The sequence below is a fragment of the Enterococcus mundtii genome (genome assembly GCF_002813755.1).
Taxonomy (GTDB): Bacteria; Bacillota; Bacilli; order Lactobacillales; family Enterococcaceae; genus Enterococcus_B; species Enterococcus_B mundtii.
The window spans coordinates 272652-295151 of the sequence record NZ_CP018061.1; the positions used below are offsets into that span (position 1 = coordinate 272652).

General features: G+C 37.8%; 18 protein-coding genes and 1 pseudogene. 16 read left to right on the top strand and 3 right to left on the bottom strand.

Features of this window, described 5'->3' with window-relative positions; genetic code table 11:
- Positions 1-89 precede the first annotated feature (89 nt).
- From EM4838_RS01295 to EM4838_RS01320, 6 genes are all read left to right on the top strand, one after another.
- Positions 90-1520 carry a glycoside hydrolase family 1 protein gene (locus tag EM4838_RS01295; protein ID WP_023519112.1) on the top strand — a complete coding sequence of 477 codons (1431 nt, stop codon included), beginning with the start codon at positions 90-92 and terminating at the stop codon, positions 1518-1520.
- Positions 1521-1801: 281 nt separating this feature from the next.
- Positions 1802-2086, top strand: coding sequence for a hypothetical protein (locus EM4838_RS01300; protein ID WP_023519113.1), 285 nt, complete (start codon positions 1802-1804; stop codon positions 2084-2086).
- 32 nt (positions 2087-2118) lie between these two features.
- Positions 2119-3087 carry a dimethylarginine dimethylaminohydrolase family protein gene (locus EM4838_RS01305; RefSeq protein ID WP_071866722.1) on the top strand — a complete coding sequence of 323 codons (969 nt, stop codon included), beginning with the start codon at positions 2119-2121 and terminating at the stop codon, positions 3085-3087.
- 45 nt (positions 3088-3132) lie between these two features.
- On the top strand, positions 3133-3894 hold the full coding sequence (locus EM4838_RS01310; RefSeq protein ID WP_071866699.1) for a tyrosine-protein phosphatase: 762 nt from the start codon (positions 3133-3135) through the stop codon (positions 3892-3894).
- Between the two features lie 604 nt (positions 3895-4498).
- Entirely contained in the window at positions 4499-5122 is a 624-nt protein-coding gene (locus tag EM4838_RS01315) for a hypothetical protein (RefSeq protein WP_071866700.1), read from the top strand.
- Between the two features lie 4 nt (positions 5123-5126).
- Entirely contained in the window at positions 5127-5303 is a 177-nt protein-coding gene (locus tag EM4838_RS01320) for a BspA family leucine-rich repeat surface protein (protein WP_157733673.1), read from the top strand.
- Positions 5304-5448: 145 nt separating this feature from the next.
- On the opposite strand, the gene EM4838_RS01325 is transcribed toward EM4838_RS01320, so the two are convergent.
- The 3 genes from EM4838_RS01325 to EM4838_RS01335 form a co-directional block, all read right to left on the bottom strand.
- Positions 5449-6651: an NADH:flavin oxidoreductase/NADH oxidase family protein gene (locus EM4838_RS01325; protein ID WP_023519118.1), complete on the bottom strand. Its 1203-nt coding sequence runs from the start codon at positions 6649-6651 to the stop codon at positions 5449-5451.
- A gap of 12 nt (positions 6652-6663) precedes the next feature.
- Complete coding sequence (locus EM4838_RS01330; protein WP_023519119.1) at positions 6664-8034, bottom strand: aldehyde dehydrogenase family protein; 1371 nt, start codon at positions 8032-8034, stop codon at positions 6664-6666.
- A gap of 76 nt (positions 8035-8110) precedes the next feature.
- Complete coding sequence (locus EM4838_RS01335; RefSeq protein ID WP_071866701.1) at positions 8111-8407, bottom strand: ArsR/SmtB family transcription factor; 297 nt, start codon at positions 8405-8407, stop codon at positions 8111-8113.
- 201 nt (positions 8408-8608) lie between these two features.
- On the opposite strand from EM4838_RS01335, the gene EM4838_RS01340 reads away from it, so the two are divergent.
- The 10 genes and pseudogenes from EM4838_RS01340 (at position 8609) to EM4838_RS01390 (ending at position 22008) form a co-directional block, all read left to right on the top strand.
- Positions 8609-10087 (top strand): helix-turn-helix domain-containing protein, encoded by a 1479-nt coding sequence (locus EM4838_RS01340; RefSeq protein WP_071866702.1) that lies wholly within the window; start codon positions 8609-8611, stop codon positions 10085-10087.
- 249 nt (positions 10088-10336) lie between these two features.
- Positions 10337-10690: an LPXTG cell wall anchor domain-containing protein gene (locus EM4838_RS01345; protein ID WP_010736296.1), complete on the top strand. Its 354-nt coding sequence runs from the start codon at positions 10337-10339 to the stop codon at positions 10688-10690.
- An 18-nt stretch (positions 10691-10708) separates the two neighbouring features.
- Complete coding sequence (locus EM4838_RS01350) at positions 10709-11521, top strand: WxL domain-containing protein (RefSeq protein WP_010736295.1); 813 nt, start codon at positions 10709-10711, stop codon at positions 11519-11521.
- Positions 11522-11650: 129 nt separating this feature from the next.
- Complete coding sequence (locus tag EM4838_RS01355) at positions 11651-12718, top strand: WxLIP family cell surface protein (RefSeq protein WP_023519121.1); 1068 nt, start codon at positions 11651-11653, stop codon at positions 12716-12718.
- Positions 12719-12723: 5 nt separating this feature from the next.
- Complete coding sequence (locus EM4838_RS01360) at positions 12724-16173, top strand: WxL domain-containing protein (protein WP_071866703.1); 3450 nt, start codon at positions 12724-12726, stop codon at positions 16171-16173.
- Positions 16174-16535: 362 nt separating this feature from the next.
- Complete coding sequence (gene cls / locus EM4838_RS01365) at positions 16536-18065, top strand: cardiolipin synthase (protein ID WP_071866723.1); 1530 nt, start codon at positions 16536-16538, stop codon at positions 18063-18065.
- A 260-nt stretch (positions 18066-18325) separates the two neighbouring features.
- Positions 18326-19822: a phytoene desaturase family protein gene (locus EM4838_RS01370; RefSeq protein WP_071866704.1), complete on the top strand. Its 1497-nt coding sequence runs from the start codon at positions 18326-18328 to the stop codon at positions 19820-19822.
- A 15-nt stretch (positions 19823-19837) separates the two neighbouring features.
- On the top strand, positions 19838-20917 hold the full coding sequence (locus EM4838_RS01375; RefSeq protein ID WP_023519124.1) for a glycosyltransferase family 2 protein: 1080 nt from the start codon (positions 19838-19840) through the stop codon (positions 20915-20917).
- 9 nt (positions 20918-20926) lie between these two features.
- Positions 20927-21418 carry a glycosyl-4,4'-diaponeurosporenoate acyltransferase CrtO family protein gene (locus EM4838_RS01380; protein WP_071866705.1) on the top strand — a complete coding sequence of 164 codons (492 nt, stop codon included), beginning with the start codon at positions 20927-20929 and terminating at the stop codon, positions 21416-21418.
- A gap of 325 nt (positions 21419-21743) precedes the next feature.
- Positions 21744-22008: pseudogene (locus tag EM4838_RS01390) on the top strand (type II toxin-antitoxin system YafQ family toxin).
- Positions 22009-22500: the final 492 nt, after the last annotated feature.

Below are 22500 nucleotides of genomic sequence, written 5' to 3' on the forward strand. Positions count from 1 at the left end.
TTTTTAGGTGGTTGATTAGGTCTTTTTTTATACTCAATAATAAAATAACAGTAAGGCTATCATATCAAACTGAAAAGGGGCAATGACTGATGAGTTTTCCGAAGAATTTTTTATGGGGTGGCGCAACAGCGGCAAATCAATGTGAAGGAGCATGGGCTGTCAATGGTAAAGGAGATTCGATCAGCGATCACAATCGTGCAGGCAATCGTGAGATGGGGAAACGACGTACCTTTGATTTGGTGATCGATGAAACCAAGTATTACTATCCGAGCCATACAGCGATTGATTTTTATCATCGCTACAAAGAAGATATCGCATTATTTGCGGAAATGGGCTTTAAAGCCTATCGTTTATCGATTGCGTGGACACGGATTTTTCCTAATGGTGACGAAGAGCAGCCAAATGAAGAAGGGTTGAAATTTTATGATGCAGTGTTTGATGAGCTACATAAATATGGGATCGAACCGATCGTGACGATCTCACATTTTGAGTTACCGTTTCATTTGGGAAAAACGTATGACGGATTTTTAGACAAACGAACGATCGAGTATTACGAACGTTACGCAACGACACTTTTTGAACGCTACAAAAGCAAAGTGAAATACTGGTTGACCTTCAATGAAATCAATTTTGGTGTCTTAGAACATGGCAAACAAATCAATGGATTATTTAATCGAACTTATACGGAAACAGAAAAATATCAAGCCTTACACAATGTCTTCCTTGCTTCTGCTCGAGCGGTGATTGCTGGACATAAAATCAATCCTGATTTTCAGATCGGCTGTATGTTGGCGTATATCACGATGTATCCTAAAACCTGTCATCCATTAGATGTATTGAAGACGCAACAAATGAATGACCGGTTAAATTATTTCTGTGGCGATGTCCAAGTCAAAGGAGCCTATCCTTATTACATGAAACGCTACTTTGAAAAAGAAAAAATCGAAGTGGATATCACAGAAGAGGATTTGGCATTCTTGAAGGAAGGCGTTGTCGATTATTATACGTTCAGTTATTACATGAGTACGTGTATTGCAGATGATTTAAATACTCGGTCAGATAAAAGTGGCGGCAATTTATTTGGCGGGGTGGCTAATGAGTATCTTGAAACAAGCGAATGGGGCTGGCAAGTTGATGCGGTCGGGTTGCGATATACCTTGAATCAAATCTATTCTCGCTATGAAATCCCAGTGATGGTCGTAGAAAATGGACTCGGGGCTGTCGATAAAATTGAACCAGATGGCTCGATCCACGATGACTACCGGATCGATTATCTCGCCCAACATATCCAAGAAATGGGGAAAGCAATTGATGATGGCGTGGACTTGATTGGTTATACTTCTTGGGGCTGTATTGATTTGATCAGTGCAGGAACTGGTGAAATGAGTAAACGATACGGCTTTATCTATGTCGATCGAGATGACGAGGGCAAAGGAACGCTGGCCCGCTCGCCTAAAAAATCATTTTACTGGTATCAAAAAGTGATTGCGACTAATGGTGAAAGCGTAGAAATGAAATAATTCGGTAGAAAATAGCTCACCTCCAATCGACTGGATGTGGGCTATTTAGTGAGAGATTTTGTAGGTTATGAGTCCAAAACCAACGATTATGATCGGTTTGATCTAGACGAAGTCAACTCATGTTATAGTAAAAAAAGTTGCTTCTGGCAGATAGTGGAGGTTGGGGAGCAGAGGTAACAGAATAGAACGCTCTTTTAACCAAATAATTAAAAAATATCCTAAGAAAAAGAGAAAGGGTGTTATTGTTAGACGATAACCGCTAGGATAGAAGGAGAGAAATAGTGAGAAAAATCAAAAATATCCAAATCATTCGATTGATCAAAATCATCCAGTTCGGTCTTTATTTTATGTCATTGTTTTTGTTTGCAAAATCCAGATATAAAGTGGCACTCTTGCCTTTATCAGGTGGGATGATATTAGAAGTACAACTCCCTAGAGAGTTTGGTTGGGGATTTGTAAAAAATAAGAAAAATGTCTTTCTTTCTTCGAAAAAAACATGGGTCGAACCAATGATTGCTTTGATTGTTTTAATATTTTTGGTTGGTTTCGCATGTTATTTCCTGTAAAGATTCGAACAAATCGAGGAGGAGCAGAAACGATGGATCATATTTTTGTGAAAAGCGAGTTTGCACCGCTAAAACGGGTCGTTTTAGCACAGTCTGAATTTGGCTTTCCTACGAAAAAATTAACCGGTGTCGATTTCTTGACAGAAGAAAACCATGAATTATTTAGTGGGCCTGAAGTGATAGGCAAAGACTTTAGTGAAGCTTTCCCAGAACAACAAAAAGCTTGGGAAGTCGAACGGAAGAATTTACAAAAAGTACTAGAAAAACATGAGGTAGAAGTCCTTTTACCAAGAAAGTTGACCTCTTTTGAAAAAGAACTAGGACTAGAGTATGGCTACAGTAACTTTTTCACCCGAGATCCCTTTTTTACGATCGGGAATCTATTGATTGAAGGTTCATTGAAGCTCCCGCACCGCAGAAATGAGATTCTACCGATTCGTGAGATACTCATGAATGAATCAAATGAGAATGACTGCTTGTATTTTTCTATTCCTAAGCCGGATATTTCGCAAGGTATCGATTCAGAACAAGGGCCTTTCTTAGAAGGCGGAGATGTTTTAGTATTAGGAAAAACGATTTTTGCAGGTAACTCAGGGTTAGCATCTAATACTCGTGGTATTGAATGGTTAAGAAATCTAGTCAAACGATTCGGCTACAAAGTGATCGAAGTGCCACTTCATCCGACGATCCTGCATTTAGACTGCGCATTAAGCCTTGTCAAAGATGGATTGATGATCGTGTGTGAAGAAGCGTTCCTAAATGGTATCCCAGAACAGTTAAGCCATTGGGATCGGGTAGAGGTGTCTTTAGCACAAGCCTCTCGATTGGCGACGAACGGACTGCCGATCAACGAGACAACGTATATCACAGATCCAGAATTTACTTTTATTGGTGAAGAATTAGAGAAACGAGGAATCACAGTCGAGTATATTGACTATCAACTGACAAGGATCTTTGGTGGTTCTTTCAGATGCAGTACGCAACCGCTTCTGAGGAACTAAGTGGAAACGATCCTAAAATATAGGAAAAGGAAGGTCATTGCAGAAATGGTAAAAATCACAAATTTTCGCGATATCGGTGGCATCAAAAATAGAAATGGCAAAGAAGTTTTAACAAATGTTTTCTTGCGTTCAGGTGAACTATCTAGTTTGACAGAAGAAGATGCTAGACATTTAGAAACCACCTATCGTTTAAGTAAAATCGTTGATTTACGCGGCGAAGATGAAATTCAGGCTCGACCAGATAAAACGGTTCCACAGACGAAATATATCCATATCGACATCATGAAAGATGTGGCAGACGAAGGCGCTGGGCTGGAAGATTTTGTGAAAATCGGCTCACCTGAAAAAGCTACGAACTATATGACAAAAATATATGAAGATATCGCATTGAATCCGACTTCGCAGAAAGGGTATGCTCGTTTCTTCCAAGAAGTACTTACTTTGGATCAAGAGGAAAGTCTTTTATTCCATTGTTTTGCTGGGAAAGATCGAACGGGAATCGCAGCCTTACTAATATTAGAGTCATTAGACGTTCCTCGCAAGGCAATCTATGTCGATTATTTACGTACGAATGAACTACGTAAAAAAGAAAATGCGTTGATTTTGGCGCAAGCAAAAAAAGTCCACTTGACTGAGGGGAATCTAGCTGCTTTAGATGTTGCGTTGAATGTGGACAGTAGTTACTTGGACCGTTTTTATCAAGTAGTAGAAAAGGAATACGGGTCGATCCAAACTTATTTGAAACAAGCACTGGCTATCGACCAATTAAGTTTACAGGCAATGAATAATCAATTTCTTAAAGGTTGAGTTGCTATTTTTTATTACTTCAAAAATTTAAACATTGATTTTTCAAAAAAATTGTAAGAAACCAACCATTTATAATCAACTGTATCGATAGACTTGCTGATCTAAGAAATTAGGTCAGTTTTTTTTGTCTTCCAATAATCCAAGGAACAGTTGAAAAGGGATTCGGTTTATTTTGAGGAATAAATATCTTTTTTTAGGGGAATTGGAGTGGATCTCAGGTTGTGCATCACATTGTCTTAATGGTTATAAAGATGTGTTTTTTTAGTATAATGTAATTTTTGCTTTTAGTTTATTCTAAGTAAGGGTTTGAGCTGTTTTTATCTTTTCTTTCAAACGTTATTTTATTTTTACTTAATCATTCTTTTATATCAGGGAAATAGGCGTGAGTACAGTAATTTTTCTGAATTAGAAAAAAATAATAAATGGATTAAGATTAAATGAGGTGATATATTATTGAAAAAGAGAGAGCTTTTTTATTAATAGCTGAGAGATTAGATACATGATTAAGATATATTGTTTATTTGAGTAGGCTATAAGCTATTAATGACAAATTCTTTCACTTATATAGAGTTAGGGTGGGTGGCTACATGAGAAAGAAAGGTTTGTGGAAAAAACAACTTTTGATTTTCAATGTTGTGATGATGATGATGCTTTTGCCAGTTGGCAAGTAATTGCGATTCACGTAGAATCGGAGGAATCACCAGAAGCACATAGCAATGACGAATTGGTTTTAAAAGACGATGTGTTCCATTTTAATAATATTCCGCAAGAAAACGGGATAGAAGAGTTTTCTCAATTTGAAGAAATTGAAAATGATAGGCTCTATGAGGGAGCGGAGATAAGTACTGAACTTATAGAAGCGCCTGAGTGGACTATTGAGCAAAGCGATGTAGAAGCGTTTGTTAATGAGACTGAAGGGTTTGATCCTGCAGTCGTTGAATCTGGTCAATTAGGAACGATTCCATGGACAGTCGATGCTTCTGGGACACTGACTCTAAGTTCTGGCATCTTCGATGAGGAAAATAATGTTGGTGGTCGATATGGAGCGACGGATTATTTTAATCATACGTCCGCGAATCAAGAAATGATCAACGGCATCGTTATCACGGGGAGGATCGAATTACGGGGAAGTTTGATTGGAACAAGAAATAGTGTCTTATCGAATGCTGAGCAGGGGGAACATAACCAAGGATTTTTTGAAAAATTTACGAAATGTCCAAACAATTGAAGGAATGGAGTATTTAGATACGAGTCAAGTAACAAATATGGAACGTATGTTTACCCAGATGCGCAATTTAAGAGAAATAGATGTGAGTCATTTTGATACAAGAAATGTAACGAATATGAACAGTCTGTTTTATCGAATCTCATCGGTTTGCTCTTTCATGTTATCTGGTCAAAAAGAATAGCTGAAAAATATCATCTTCTTATTGATCAGATAATCCGTTTAGGAGGTAACTAACAAGTTTTTCTGTGTTGCATCAAAAAAAGATCCGTTCGACTAAGAAACAGAAAGTCGAACGGATTTTCTTTTTATTGATTGACTAGCAACCATCATCTGCGTCTTGGTTTTAGAATTTTTAGACCATGTCTAAACATTGCATCAAGAAGCGGTGACCAAGCGTTGGTTGTAAATTTAGCTTCTTTACCAGTCGCTAAGCGATTCATTTGTTGTTCATAATAAGAAAGATTAATAATGCTCCCAGCTTTTTTGTCGAGATTTTTCAGATGTGTCGTTAGACGTGGTAACTGAATGGATTGAGCATGTCCTTCTGCTAGTTGATTTGGCAACTCTGGATTCATTGCTAGTGCTCGTGCTAGTCCAACCATCGCAATTTTTTCTTTAGTGATTACTTCTTCCATTGTTTCTGGTTGTGTCAGTCCACCAGTTAGAATGATTGGGGTTGTCACTTGCTGTTGGATATCTTTAGCAAAATCAAGGAAAAATGCCCCTTCCCCAACCTCCATGAATTTTGTTTTTTCGTAATTACCACCAGAAATCTCAACAAAATCGATCCCTAGTTCCGCCATTCTTAAAATAACTTGACGCGAGTCTTCTTCACTAAACCCTTGAGCAGTAAAATCTGTGGAATTAAGTTTTAAACCAACAATAAATTCCGGTGTAGTGGCTTCTCTTAGCCCTTGGTAGATCTCAAGAAGGAAACGCATCCGATTTTCCAAAGAACCACCGTATTGGTCGGTTCGCTGATTATCTGCTGGAGAAAGAAATTGGTTGATGAGATAGCCGTGTGCACCATGGATCTGTACCCCAGAAAAACCAGATTCTTCCGCTATTTTACCAACTGTGACAAATTGTTCCACCAGTGTTTTGATCTCTTTAGTAGTTAGTTCTCTTGGAGGATTAAAAAATCCTTGAAGTTCTTCACCTATCGGTTGAGCAGTAGGGGCAACCGGTTGTGAGTTCATTGTTTTGGGTGACTGTTTGCCGGGATGATTGATTTGTAAAATAAATTTTGTATGGTTTTCTGTTCCAGCTTTGGCCCAGGCTTTTAAAATTGATTTATCTGTATTTTCATCTATAACAACATTTCCAGGTTCACCTAAATGATCACGATCGACCATGACATTTCCTGAAATTAAAAGTCCACTACCGCCTTGAGCCCAACGGTGATAAAGATGAATATGTTTTTCAGTTGGGTTATTTTCTTTGTCGGCAAGTGTTTCACTCATTGCAGATTTGACGATTCGATTTTTTAAGATTGTTTGATTTGGTAAAGTGATTTCTGATAATAGCATTGAATTCTCCTTTTATTTCAGTATTTTTTTTAAAAGTTTCAACGATCGATTTGAATAAGGTGGGAATAATCCAGGAACATTGAAGGTTAAACGATTTTCATAGACTCCTTTTTGATGAGAAAAGGTAAGAAAACTATATTTTCCGTGATAGCCACCGATACCAGATTCTCCTACACCACCGAAAGGTAAATGAGGATTGGCAATATGTTTCAGAACATCATTGACCGTCACATTTCCTGATGAAATAGCGGTCATGAGCTGTTCTTTTTTCCGATTCGATGTTGTAAATAGATATAGTGCTAAAGGTTTTTCATACTGTTTAACTTGAGAAATCGCATCATCGATGGTATCAAAAGTCAAGATTGGTAAGATCGGCCCAAAGATTTCTTCTTGCATGGTTGCGGCATCATGACTAGGTAAATCCAAAATTGTGGGTTCAATATATAAATCTTCCCGATCTGTTTCACCGCCAAATACGACAAAGGAGTGGTCAGCTTCTAACATCTGTTGCAATCGGATAAAATGGCGATCATTGATGATCCTGCCATAGTCTGTGTTATTTCGGATATCAGAACCATAAAATTCTTTCGTGGCAATAATCATTTCTTTGATCAATGCTTTTTTTCGTTTACGGGACACTAAAACATAATCTGGCGCAATACAAGTTTGTCCGTTGTTCTGCAATTTTCCCCAAACGATGCGCTTTGCTGCCACTTTTAAATTAGCAGTATCATCGACGATCGCGGGACTCTTGCCACCTAATTCTAAAGTGACGGGTGTCAAATTCTTTGCGGCAGCTTGCATTACGATTTTTCCTACTGGGACACTGCCAGTAAAGAAGATATAATCGAATCTTTGTGCGAGTAATTCAGTCGTTACGTCCACACCGCCTTCGACCGAGGCAATGTATGTTTTGTCAAAAGTTGAATGAATCAATTTTGTCAGAACTTTAGCCACATTTGGTGCTAATTCGCTTGGCTTTAAAATCACCGTATTCCCTGCCGCAATTGCCCCAATCAGTGGTTCAATAGCTAAATGAAATGGGTAATTGAAAGGAGCAATGATCAACACTTGTCCATAAGGTTCATACTCAAGATAACTTTTCCCCCACATATAAATCGGTGTATGAACGTTTTTTCGCTTAGCGTATTTCTTTAATTTTTTGATCATCTCAGAAATACTTTGATAGACAACACCAATTTCAGTGACATATGCTTCGTGTGCTGGTTTTCGCAAATCTTTGAATAATGCTTGTGTCAATTCAATCTCTATTTCTTGCATCGCCTGTTTCAGTTTGATTAATTGGGCTAATCGAAAGTCGATTGATTTTGTTTTTCCTGTTTCAAAAAAATGTTGTTGATTCTGTAAAAGTTGGTTGATCATGCGTTTTCTCCTTTTAATATATTTATATGTTCGAACTTATGAACCTATTTATTTAAAAAGAAAGGCCGAAGCCTTTTTATATTTTTTCTAATAGTTGCATAAATCCTTTCAAATTACGTTTGATAAAAGCAACATCTAAATAATAGATCCGCTCTTTGCCACGTTTTTCGACATACACAATCCCTGCTTGTAAAAGCAATTTTAAATGATGAGAAATAGCGGGGCGAGAAATAGACATTTCTTCTGTGATTTCTGTCACACTTAAACCACCTTTTTCTACTAGTAAACTGACGATTTCTTGACGATTTTCTTCTTGTAATGTCGTAAATAGGGGCGTGGAATCGCGTAATAACGCTAAAAATGTTTCTCGCATAGTGACCTCCTTCAATTTGTTAAAGTGAGTATAGCACGATATGTTTAAACTTGTCAACGCGTTATGGAAAGCCATCATAAGTATGTTATTTTTTAGTTTATTCACTTATTTATTATTAGTATTTTCACATATTTTTTGATATACATGTTTACAATCTATTTTTTTTTAGAATAGATATAAAAAGCAAAAGAGGTGTGAAAAATGCGAGAGTTACAGTTAAAATTTATTACAAATACGATTACAGAAAGGTGGATGCGGATTTTAAATGTGATCGAACAACAGAATATGTTTACGATTGTCGGATTGTCACAACAACTTGGTGTTTCTAAGCGTACGATCCTAAAAGATGTCAGTGAACTGAAAAATTACTTTGAAGAGAGTGCGATTTTTGAGTCAAATACCACTGGCTATTTTTTTAAAGAAAAAAATCGACGACTGTATCATGAAGACAAAGAAGCATTGTTACAATCGGAGATTTGGTTTGAAATTATCAGTGACATTTTTTATGGAGAGCTAGTATCTGTCGGAGAATTAGCTGATCGCTATAATTATTCAGAAAGTACGATGCTACGATCAGTCGCTCAAATCAAAGAGGTTTTAAAAGAATATCAGCTTTCACTTAGCTTAAAACCAGTGGACCTTGTGGGAAAAGAAGGAAATATCCGCAAGTTTTTTTTTGATTTTTTTTATGAAGGAGAACCAACACCGTATACGGTCTATCCCCCGGAAAGTATCCACCAAATGTTTTTGGATAAGTTAGGTGAGCGTCTTGGTAAGTATGAGATAGGTACAGGGATCATGGTCACAGGATTTTATTACTGTTTGTATATCACGATGATCAGAAACAAGAATGGGCATATCATCTCTTTACCTCGTAGGATAAAAGAGATCGATTTTAGCAATGAGACAGATTTTTTATTGATGTCCGAATTGATTCCACTGATCAAAAAGGAGTATGGTATTTCGATCCATCAAGATGAAATCATTTGGCTTTTTTTGATCATAATTAGCAAACGAACAATTGATCATATCGAGCAAGAGACTGTCTTTTTGGAGAAGTATAATCAGTGGCCTGAAATAGATCCAGTGATTGAATCTTACTTCCAATTATTCAACATCGACCGTAAGACTAATCCTATATTATCCACCTTTCTTTCTGCCTTTTTTCTGGGGAGGAAAATCAATAATGAAATGGCACCAATACTGAATAAATTATTAAATGAAGAAATTATTATCATCAAAGGTCTCTATGGTTTAGCCTATGAGAAAAATCGACAATTTATTCAAAAAAATCAACCATTGCTGTCTTTCTCAGAGAAATATTTAGAAGATATCATAGCAAGTTTAACGATGTATACAGAAATCTTGTTCTCTTATTATTCACCTAAGAAAACAGTGTTGTTTCTTTTGGAAGGTAATCATTTACTCGTTCAGTTGATCAAAGTCCAAGCCAATCAACTGTTGTCGAAGCAGTATCATGTGCTGTTTGTTCCGTTACATGAATTGACAGAAGAACGTTTGAACGTTGAGCATGTTGATTTGATCGTAACGAATTATCGTCCTTATTTATTGGATTACCAGTTGAACAAGGACTATTTGTTGATCAATCGAGTCCCTAATAGAAATGATTGGGTCAACATTTTTACTCAGTTGAATCCTTTACTCAATAGTATGCTGTAAGAAGCAAAAAACGACGTTAATCGATGAAGTAACTAAAGAGATTAACTGATCTCCGCGGTTCTTCATCGATTTTTTGTTGTGCAACTAAAGGAGCGAATCTATCAAAGTCACATAGTGAAAGTGGGAACAAGCCACTTCACTAGTTAGTGAAAAATATGAATTTCTTTTCTTTTTGAGCTACGTTAATCTTATTTATGCAGAAAGTAATGATAATTACTATTATGTAAGAAAGGTTATAGGAGGAGGGAAATGAATCGTAAAAAAAAATACATACTAAGCCTGAGTATGTTACTTATTCAATGTTATGCACCCTTGGTTGTATACGGGACAGAGGTTCGATCGGTTGAAACAGAGGGGACAGTCGGTTTTACAGGCATGTATGAAATGCCTGGAGATCCAGTACCAGCTCCAGAAGTTGAAATCAAACCAGATTTCCCGAAAGAAATCGCTCAACAACCGTCAGAGGAGAGAGATGCCAGTCACAGAAGATTGCCAAAAACGAATGCACAACAAATGAGTAGTTGGATAATTTTAGGGGTTTTTCTTGTGATAGTGACACTTAGTTTTTGGTTTTGGAAATACAAAAAGAAAAAACAATCATAGAAAGTAGGACGTGTATAAATGAAATTAGTTAGATTAGCAACAATTGCAGCCTTATCATCAACAGTTTTTGCCGGAGGTATGACTGTATTTGCAGAAGATGGTTCCACAAACACATCAAAAGAAGTACGTAATGTAACAACTAATGGAACGATTGAATTTACACCAAATGAAGATGAAGAGCTAGTCGTTGTTCCGCCAGTAAAAGAACCAGATGTCGAGATTGAGCCTGAAGTGCCAGGAACAACTGGACCTTTATCGATCATGAAAGCTGTCACAATGGATTTCGGTTCACAAGTCATTTCAAATCAAGATCGAACATACAATATGGTTGCAGAAAAACAACAAAAAAAGGGGACAACTGGTGAAGAAAACAAAGTTCCGTATGTCAGTTTTGCGCAAGTACAAGATGTCCGTGGAACGAATGCTGGTTGGAATCTGCAAGTACGCATGACCGACTTTAAAGCAACGAATACAACAAATGATACATTGCTCGGTGCAGAAATTTCATTGTTGGATCCAAGAATCCAGTATGAAGGAAGCACGCCTGGTAATGCGCCAGTAGCTCATCCAGCTGGAATGAAATTAATACCAAATGCTTCTGCGGTATCCGTGATGACAGCAGAAAAAGATAAAGGTGCAGGGGTATCTTCAGTTGTTTGGGGAAACCAAGCAGACCTAGATGCACAAGAGGTGAACGATGAAGTTGAAGTAGTAACAAATAATGCGATCCAATTGTTTGTTCCTGGTTCTACAGCAAAAGACGCGACACAATATAAATCAACATTGACTTGGGAATTATCCAATACACCTGATGTTAGTGGTGTAAATTAACAAGAAAAAAAATATGAGTAACATAACGAATCATAATCATTAAAAAGCAACCGATTTTTGTTTATAGAAGTGAATGTGGTAGCGTTACAATTTTGTAGCGCTACCTCCTTTAAAGAAGGGGGTAAGTTTATGAAAAAGACAAGTACATATCGAAAAAATAAAATCCAACAAGTGGGGATCGTATTACTCGTCATGATTGTCAGCCTGATGGCTCCCATGTTGGTTGGAGCGGAAGAAGGAACGTTGAATTTTTATGTAACGCCTGAGTTCTCAGAAAATCAAAAATCAGGAAATGATCGTTATTTTCAATTGAATCTTGCACCAGACACGACAGAAAAGCTAACGTTGAAACTACAAAACGCAAACGCAGAAGCCAAAAAAATCAAAATCACCCCACATACTGCTTATACCAACGTGATGGGGGTCGTAGAATACGGACAAGATGCGGAAGAAGCAGATCCAACGCTCAAACATTCGTTGGCTGAGTTGATTGAACAACCAGAAATCATTGAGCTTGCTGGAAATGAAACAAAGACCGTTACGCTTGATTTGAACATGCCTAAAGAAGAATTTGAAGGATTGTTAGCTGGTGGATTACGAGTGTCAGAAGTCAAAGAAGAAGCAACAGAAGAAACGAGTAATGAAGAAGGTGTCGCCATCCAAAATGATTTTGCGTATATCATCGGTGTGGTTGTGAGCAACAAACAAGATGCTGTACAACCGGACTTAGAGTTGTTAGATGTTTTTGCTGACCAACTCAACTATCGCAATGTGATCAGTGCGAATCTACAAAACTTCACCCCGACATTCGTGAATCGCTTAGAAGTCGAAGCTACGGTTCAAAAAGTGGGCGAAGAAGAGATTTTATACCAAGCCAGTCAAGAACAGATGCAAATGGCACCCAATTCCAATTTTAATTTCCCGATTTCTTTAGAAGGTGATCGTTTTCGCAGTGGTGACTACGTATTGAAAATGACGGCACGTTCTGGGGAAGACGAATGGCAATGGGAAAGAACCTTTACGATCGAAGCAGATGAAGCACGAGCATTGAATCGTGCGGATGTTATGGTCGATACGAGTATTAATTGGTGGATGATTGGTTCAATCATGTTACTTGTTTTATTGCTTGGAATAATTCTTTACCTAATCCATAAAAGAAAAAAAGAGCAACCGAATAAGAGTAATGAGAAGGAGTGAATACAATGCCCTCAAGATTAAGAAGAACGATGCTTTTTTTAGGGACGACAATTTTAGTGATACAAACAGTAACTATACCGTTAGGCATGGTCTACGCAGAAACCACGATGGACAATGTGGAACATGAGCCAATGGAACGTCCTGCTATCCAAAACTCCTTAAAAGAACTATCCAGTAATCCTAACTTTTTCTTTTCTCAATCTCAATTGCAAGGAACGATAAAAGTTCCGCTACAAGTGACGTTCTTTTCTGATCAAGAAGTGTCAGAGGCACGAGTGATCTTACCAGAAGAAGCAACGCTTATCCAAGACCAATTGTCGGCAGGGATTTCAATCGAACAAGGAGAGCAGCCTCATGAATGGATCGTTCACTCAAAACATGCGCAAAATACGTTTGTTCTTCCTTTGGTATTTGACAAGATAGGAAACTATGAACTGTCTGTGGAAGAAACGACGACTCAGCTAAAAATCAGTGAGCCAGAAGCAATCAGTGATGAACTTCCAGCTGAAGAAAGTGACTCCCCTGATGATGAGCTAGGCGGACAAAAGGAATCAAAAGAGGGAGAATATATAATAGAAGAAAATCAAGAGGATGATCAGACATCCGAAGAAGTAGATGAGCCTAAGGAAGAAGCTCCGCAGGATCAACAAACAAAGGAGAAAGAGCCTTTCGTAAGTGTTTCTACATGGGAAGAATTTCAAAAAGCCATAAGTAACGATGATGTACAAAAAATTATTTTGGAAAACGACATAGTCAGAAACGCTGGATCGGCAGGAACGATCAACAGAAATATCGAAATTGACGGACAAGGATGGTCGATAGATTTTGCTAATAATACTGCTGGATTCACACTTGGAGCAGTGAGCGTAGAGACGACAATTACTTTAAAAAATATAACAATAACAAAACCAGGAACTACAGCAATTTTTACAGGTACAGCAGCCAACAGTCAAAGATGGACATTAAATTTTGAAAATGTTCATACGGGAAGTGGGAATGTATCTGGTTTAGTTAATGCACCGAATGCAAAGGCAGGATATATAGGTGGCGAAAATACTTATAGGTCGACTATGAATGGGCGTGATGATGCTGTCTTCCGAGTCAATAAATTTTTTGCTCGAAATGGAAGTAAAGTAAGTATGGACCTGCAAGCAAAGTTAGCACAAATTTCAGGCGTATTACCGGTAGTTCAAATTACGGATGAAGACACTACAGTTTCTATTAATACAACTTCAACAAGCTCGGGTAGAAACGGAGGGGTTATTAGATTTGATTCAAATGAATCGCTTATTGAGGTTAACAATGGAGCATCTTTGAAAATAGAAGCCCCTCAAACTAGTGCGCTTCTTTATGATACTGCTACGAATTCAAGAATTTTGGTAGACAATGGCTCTAAAATGGAACTTTACTCTTCTCGTCTTGATGGAAATGATGCAACAGTTAGATTTTATGGGGCTGCAAGCCGAGGTTCTCGATTTGATATAGATAATAATAGTACTGTTATTATTGAGGCTGAAGAAGGAGCTGCTCCGGCAGTAAGATTTCGTGCGGATGGTCAATTCTTTGTAAAAGGAAATAGTAAATTACAAATGTACAATGGTGGAAACGGATCACCTAATAATTCGGCGAATCAAGGTATAGAATTTGCTAATGATGGTGGAGTTTTTGATTTGAGTGGCGTGGGAACAGAAGTAAATATTGTCTCTGATTTTGGACCTGCTATTGGTGGAAACAGTTCGATGGAAATCAATGTTAGGGAAGGAACTAGTTTTACAGCAATTGGAAGATCGAGCACTGCATCAGGTGCAATATTTAATGGTTCAATTAGTAATATAACTATTGATAATCCACTTTTTTTTGATTTTAAAAATACACGTCCAAACGGAGGCAATATATATAGTGTATCGGCATCCTCTATATTTGATTTGAAAAATTCTAATTTTGCAGCATGGACTAATGGTTCTAATTTTGATCTTGAAGCAGAAAAGTATTGGAATATGATTGATTTTGAATTAACGGGAAGCAATTTTAATACTATTAGACAGACTAGCGATCCGGAATCATTTAATACAAGTACTTTTGGACCAGCTGGAATGACTGCATATAGTAGAATTAGTGCAAATAACGCACGTGCTGTTGTAGATGAATTAAGAGTTCCTACCAATGCAGATAAGTCTATTTTTGGTCATGTAAGTATTCCGGAAGGGAGTGACTATAGATCAGCGTTTGAAGGCGAGGTAGAACTAGAGATAGAAATTGAACGACTTACTGGAGAAAAAGAAACACATAGAGCAGTTACTAAAGTAGATAGTATCTATGGTGAAGCAGATAGAGAGGGAATATTTGAAGTAAAATTACCGGAACTTTTAAATGAGGGAGATCGGATTAGCGTTCTATCTGCTTTTCGCGGTGTTGGTGAAGTTGGAGTTCCCAGTTTGCCGGACGATATCAAAATAGATAGTGTTGTCGTCTTTCCAATTATCCCACCAAAACCAGCGGAGTTCCCTGTGAATATCATCGAAAAAACAGCAACACATGTTCAGGGATATGTTGAAAACAAAGAGGTTGAAATAACCGCAACTCATAATGGACAAATCTTTGACACTTCTGATGTAACGGTAGACGACGAGGGTAACTTTATCCTGAATTTATCTGACTTAACTTTAAAAGAAGACGATGAGATTCAGGTCTTTCTAAGAGATGCGGAAGGCTCGGCAGAAGCCGCAGGTGTGATCAATCCGCCAGAAACAAATAACGCACGTGGAAATATTAACCCAGCCGCTGACTTAACATTTCACGATGTAACTTTTGAACCGGCTACGACATTAATCGTTGAGGATGTAGGACCTTTCTCACCGGTAGATCCTTTGGATCCAGAATTAGAAGTGGAACCTGAAAATAAACCAGAATTGCCAGAAGATCAAGGGCAACTAAGCATTGACTTTATTTCGTCCTTCAATTTTGGCTCACAAGCTATTTCTGTTCATGAACAAACCTATTATGCCCAACCTCAACGATTGTTGAATGAAGATGGGACAGTGAAAGAGAACGAAGAGCGACCAAATTATGTTCAAATCAGTGATCGTCGACCGGACAATGGGCGAAGTGGTTGGCAATTATCGGTTACCCAGAATGGACAATTCAGTAATCAAAATGGTCATGAATTGATTGGTTCTGAGATCCAGTTACTCAATCAAGAACTAGTGACAGCTCAAGGTGGAACAGCGCCTGCGCTAAAAGAAGAAACTGGCCAAAAAATCATACCAAATACTAAAAGAATCTTATTACAAGCAGATGAAAAATCTGGAACAGGAACCTGGATCTATCGTTTTGGTAATGCAGAGACAGCTGATAAAAGTGTTGGTTTGTATGTACCGAAAGGAACGAATCCAGAAGCCAAAGAATATTCAACGACACTTACTTGGGAATTGAGTAGTGTTCCAGAAAATCAATAAAAAAAAGAGTTGTGATAGCCAGATACAGCTCCAAAAAATAAGTCAGAAACCGCTAAGATTTTCGGGATTTCTGGCTTATTTTTGCTAACATCCTTTTTTTAATTACATTTACTCAGTTTTAGGGAGTATGAGATGATGAATATTATCTCACTTCTTTCATTTTCTTAAAACTGAGGGAAAAAAGTATTTTTCTATTAGTTGAAAACTTTCTGTAAAAAAGTGCGAAGAAAACGAGAGATTTCTTTACACTAGAGTAACTATAACGTATATAATCTATATAAGGTGTGTTGTCACCATTAACGTTGATTGGCACAGAAAAAAGAAGCAACAAAAAAACGAAGCGAGCGAATATGGAGATAGATATGATAAAGAATAAATTGCAACAATACAAAATATTATTGATATTATTGATTCTTGTAGCTGTTTCGCTGATTATTTTTTTGAATCAAATCATTTATGCGTGGCTGATCGTGGAAATTTTTGCCTTTCTTCTTTGTGGCTATTTAGTGATTTTTGATCAAAGAGAAGCAACCTCTAAAATTGCTTGGATCTTAGCGTTATTATTTTTACCGGTCGTCGGGATCATGCTGTACTATCTGATTGGTCGTGAGCCACGATTACGCAAGTTATCGAAACAGCAACTAGACAATGAACGAAACATACAAGAGACGGTGTCCAAGATCCTTCAGGAACATTCAGAAATCATTCATGCCAAGCACGATCTTTCCAAAGAAATTTTCCATCTTTCCGCAAAGTATCCCACAAAAGACAATCAATTGACATTGTTAAAAGAAGGGACGGATGCTTTTGCTTCATTGTTGCAAGATATCAAACAGGCAACACATCATGTCCATGTTTTCTTCTATATTATAAAAGGGGATGAAACTGGCGAAGAACTAGTTGCTACTTTGATCGAAAAAGCTCGACAGGGAATCAAAGTACGTTTTATGTATGACAGTGTCGGATCAATTGCTTTCCCGAATCAATTATTAGATACGATGCGAGAAAATGGTGTAGAGGTAAGAACCTATGATCTATTGAATTCACCGTGGCTGAGTAACAAAGCCAATTGGCGCAATCATCGGAAAATCGTTGTGATCGATGGGGAAATTGCACACACTGGTGGTATGAATATCGGGAATGAGTATAGTGGACGCGGGAAAAAGTTTTCTTATTGGCGGGATACGAATGTTCGAATCGAAGGGCCTTCTGTACTCGAGTTGCAGGAATGTTTCGTTTATGATTGGTTATTTCTCGATGAAGGGACGGAAACGATCACTTATTTCATCAATCAGCAAGAGCTGTATTTTCCATTACAAACGGAACAACCAAAAGGTTCGGAAATCGTACAGGTCGTTTACGGAGGGCCGTATGATCAGGAGAGGATCATCAAAGACTCTTTCAATGACTTGATTGGTAAAGCAGTTGATTCGATCAAGATTGCTATGCCTTACTTTATTCCAGATGAAGAAACTCTTGGGGCACTCAGACGAGCAGCTCGCTGTGGGATCAAAGTACAATTGATCATACCGGGAAAAGGCGATCGCGGGATTTCATTTCATGGGACGAACTCGTTTATTGATGAGTTGTTATCGGCAGGAGTTGAAGTGTCGATCTACGATACGACTGCATTTATCCATTGTAAATATATGATCGTTGATGATGTGGTTGCAACGATTGGATCAACTAATTTTGATATTCGCAGTTTTTATCTCAATCATGAACTGTCAATGTTCATTTATGGTCCATCAAAAACGATTGATGAATTGAACGTCCATTTTACAGAAGATTTAGCCCACGCTGAAAAGGTCAAAAAAGACGAATGGCAAGAGCGAAGTGCATGGACGAAAATCAAAGAGAAAATCAGTGGCTTGTTTGTGCCGATACTTTGATAGAAGCAACGGAATCAGCGCATAAGAACGTGCCATTAGCTTAAGACAGAATAGACAAAGCGTTTCATACGTGTTTGTTTCTTCTGTTTTTTCTTTTATCCTTTCTTAGTGTTTTATAACAATACAATGCGCAATAAAATAAGTTTTTTTAGAGATATGCTACTATAGAGATAGATATAAAGTGTTTTTTTACAGTTGGATCTTACGAATTTACATCTGTGAAAATGTGCTTTAAGACTTAGAAAGTAAGAGGTGATTTTGTGAAAAACAAACAGAAATCAGTCATTGTTCTGGGAGGTGGACTTGGTGGTTTGTCTGCAGCAGTTTCCTTAGCCCAAGAAGGATTCGACGTATCGCTATATGAAAAGAACGATCATTTAGGGGGGAAATTGAACCGTTTAGAAGCAAATGGGTTTGGCTTTGATCTAGGTCCATCGATTTTGACGATGCCCCAAATTTTTGAAAAACTGTTTCTCACGAGTGGCAAACAGATGGCAGATTACATTCCGATCGAACGGTTAGATTTGCAGTGGCGTTCTTTTTTTCCTGATCACACAACGATTGATCTATACAGTGATTTAACGAAAATGGCCCAAGAAAATCCTTTGCTGACTGAAAAAGACATGATGGAGTATCAAGATTTCTTAGACTATGCGAAGGAAATCTATGCGGCCACAGAAGTCGGTTATTTTGACAAAGGGCTTGATTCGACAATGGAGATTTTAAAAGAACATGGTGTGATCAAAGCGTTGAAAGGGTTTGATTATTTTTCTTCCATGCATGATGGAATCGCTAAACGTGTGAGTCATCCAAAAATGCAAGATATCTTAGGGTATTTCAGCAAATATGTCGGTTCCTCTCCTTATGATGCGCCAGCGGTTTTAAATATGATGAGTTATATGCAGCATGAGCAAGGAATTTGGTATGTTCCGGGCGGGATGCATAAAATTGCTGAAGGAATCGTCAATCTTGGAAAAGAGCTCGGCGTAGCGTTCCATACTGGCTGTCAGGTTGAAAAACTAAATGTAGTGGATGAACAGATCCGTTCGGCACGACTAGCGGATGGGACGGTGATCGAAGCAGATTATTTTGTTTCGAATATGGAAGTCATCCCAGCTTATGAACAATTATTAGATGAAAAACCAGCGTTTACAGAGAAATTAGAAAAGAAATTTGAACCCGCAAGTTCTGGTTTTGTCTTGCATCTAGGTGTTAATAAAGAATACCCACAATTAGCCCATCATAATTTTTTCTTTTCGAATGCTTCTAAAGAAAACTTTGATCAAAACTTCCATCAGCATCAGTTACCAGACGACCCAACGATCTATCTTGTGAATGTCAATAAGACTGATCCTTCTCAAACCATCGAAGGACATGAGAACATCAAGATTTTACCGCACATCCCTTATTTACAAGATCAACCATTTACAGAGGCAGAATACGATGCCTTTCGGGAGCGTATCTTGATCAAATTAGAAACGATGGGATTAACGGATTTGAGAAAACATATTGTCTATGAAAATCGTTGGACCCCGGAAGATATCCAAAAAAATTATTTATCCCATCGTGGAGCAATCTATGGGACTGTCTCTGATCGTAAGAAAAATCATGGGTTCAAACATGCAAAACATAGTGAGCGCTATGACAACTTATACTTTGTAGGTGGGACAGTCAATCCAGGTGCAGGTATGCCAATGGTCACTTTGAGTGGGCAACAAGTGAGTGACAAGATTGCTCGAAGAGAAGCGGATGTATAGGAAGGAAGGCTTATTTTGTTACTAATAATGATCGTCCTTTTTGTTGCTTGGCTTTCAGGTTGGTGTATCTTTTATCGACTGCCATTCATCACAAACCTAACCTCTGCAAAACGTTTTGACACAAATGTTTCAATCATTATTCCTGTACGTAACGAAGCAAATACGCTCCCCAAATTGCTACAATCGATCCAAAGGCAAACGATCCAACCACGAGAAATCATCGTCGTGGATGATGATTCCACTGACGGTACAGCAGAAATCGCCAAGAACTTAGATGCAACAGTTTTCTCAAATGATCGTGAGCAGCATGGCAAGGCGGCTGCCTGTTGGTTAGGTGCAACAAAGGCCCAAAGTGAGCATTTCTTATTTTTAGATGCAGATACATTTTTTCAGACAGACAATAGTTTGGAAAGACTGTTGAATGAATACGAAAAAAGAGGGAATAGTGGCTTGCTGTCGCTTCAACCGTTTCATCAAACTGTTCGCTTTTATGAACAGCTCTCGTTTGTTTTCAATGTGGTCATTCTGGTAGGGTTGAATACTTTTTCTGTGCTAGGTGAAAAATTAAAAGCAGCGGGGGCGTTCGGGCCGTGTATCTTATGCTCGAAAACCGATTACTTCCAAGTCGATGGGCATAAAGATATGCCTAGTGGGATCTTAGATGACATGGCTTTAGCCAATCGTTTTCAAAAGGCAGGATTTCCCATCCATTTATATGGTGGGAAAGAGTTGATTGCTTTTCGCATGTATCCTGAAGGTTTCAAGCAATTGATCCAAGGATGGACAAAGGATTTTGCCACAGCTTCTAGAGCAACCAATCCCTTTATTTTGTTAGGAGTCATCCTCTGGATAAGTGGTGGTGTTGGCTCAGTGTTGGCTTTTGGTATGGAACAATGGCCGCTCGCACTGGTCATTTATTGCCTGTATGTGCTCCAATGTATTGTATTTGCCAAACGTGTAGGAAATTTCAAGCCGATTTTCTTGTTCGTTTTTCCGTTCTTTTTTATCTTCTTTCTTTTCTTGTTTTTGTGGTCATTGATCCAAACCTATCTTTTGAAATCAGTGACTTGGAAAGGAAGAAAAATCAAACTTTAGGAGGTTTTTATGCCACTGATCCATTTGACCACTGGAGTATTAGTGATGCTCGACATTCTTGCCTGGTTTATTTTTCATTTGGGTATATCCTTTGGTGTACGTCAAATTTCTGACTCTTTTTTTGAAAGAAAGCGTCGTTGGTTTCGTTCTTTTTCTTTTGAAAAGCAAGGAGTTATTTGGGAGAAAAAATTTCGAATCAAAAAATGGAAAGACAAGCTGCCAGATGGTACTGTGATTGCCAAGAGTGGATTCGATAAATCAAGACTTGGTAAGACTGATTCTGCCGCACTGAAGAAATTCATCATTGAAACACAAAGAGCAGAGCTGACACATTGGCTATTGATTGCGCCAGCGTTCCTTTTCTTTTTGTGGAATCCCAAATGGGCGGGGTGGGTCATGGTTTTTTATGCGCTTCTTGTCAATATCCCATTTATTATGATCCAACGCTATAATCGGCCACGATTGGAACGAGCGTTCATTAGAAGAATGAGGAATAAGTAGGTTCTTAAAACGGATTTATGTTTCTTTTATGTTGTTTATATGTTGAAAAATAGCAGAGGTGATGACATGGAAACGACAAAAAAGAAACCAATCCATATCTCAATTGATGAGGATTTGAAAAAGGATGCTGAGCAATTATTTGCTGAGTTGGGTATGAATATGATAACCGCAATTACAGTTTTTTAAAAACAGTCTGTAACTAAACTGGTACTTCCTTTTAAAATTGAAAGGGAAAATTCGGCTACTTTGCAAGCGAGAAAAGATGCTAAAGATGGCAATATTCATGGTGGATTCAGCTCTGTTGATGAGTTGCTGGAGGACTTAGATGCTTGATATTTTTTATACCTCACAATTCAAGCGAGACTATAAAAAAGCAGGGGAAAGATTTAGCCAAATTAAAAAAGGTGCTATCTCTTTTGCAATGCCAACATAAATTGCCCAAAGTGTATCGTGATCATCATTTGACCGGCAATTATGTGGGATTTAGAGAATGTCATATCAGTCCTGATTGGCTATTAGTATATAAGATTGATAATGATCAATTAATATTGATACTTGCTAGGCTGGGATCTCACAGTGAATTCTTTTAAAGAAGTTGTGAAATAAATGGACAACTCAGAAAAATAAACGAGAAAATCTAAAACTTGTTTTAAAAGTGTTTGGATTCTCTCGTTTATTTTGTTCTAGGAGTTACTAGAGAAATAGTGTAATCGTTTTTTTAGGAAGAAAAAACAAATTTTAGGAGCTTTTTATGCTACTGATTCATTTGATCACTGGAGTGTTAGTGATGCTTGATATTCTTGCCTGGTTTATTTTCCACTTGGGTCTATCCTTTGGAGTACGTCAAATCGCTGACTCTTTTTTTTAAAGATATCATCGTTGGTTTCGTGCCTTTTGAAAAGTGAGGAGTTATTTGGGAGAAAAAATTTCGGATAAAAAATGGAAAGATAAGCTGCCAGATGGTACTGTGATTGCTAAAAACGAATAAATGGTTTTCTAGAAGTGAATACTACATAAACAAGCACCAAAATCCATCGATGAATAATTGTGGGGATTTGGTGCTTTTTAGCGGAGCTTAACAC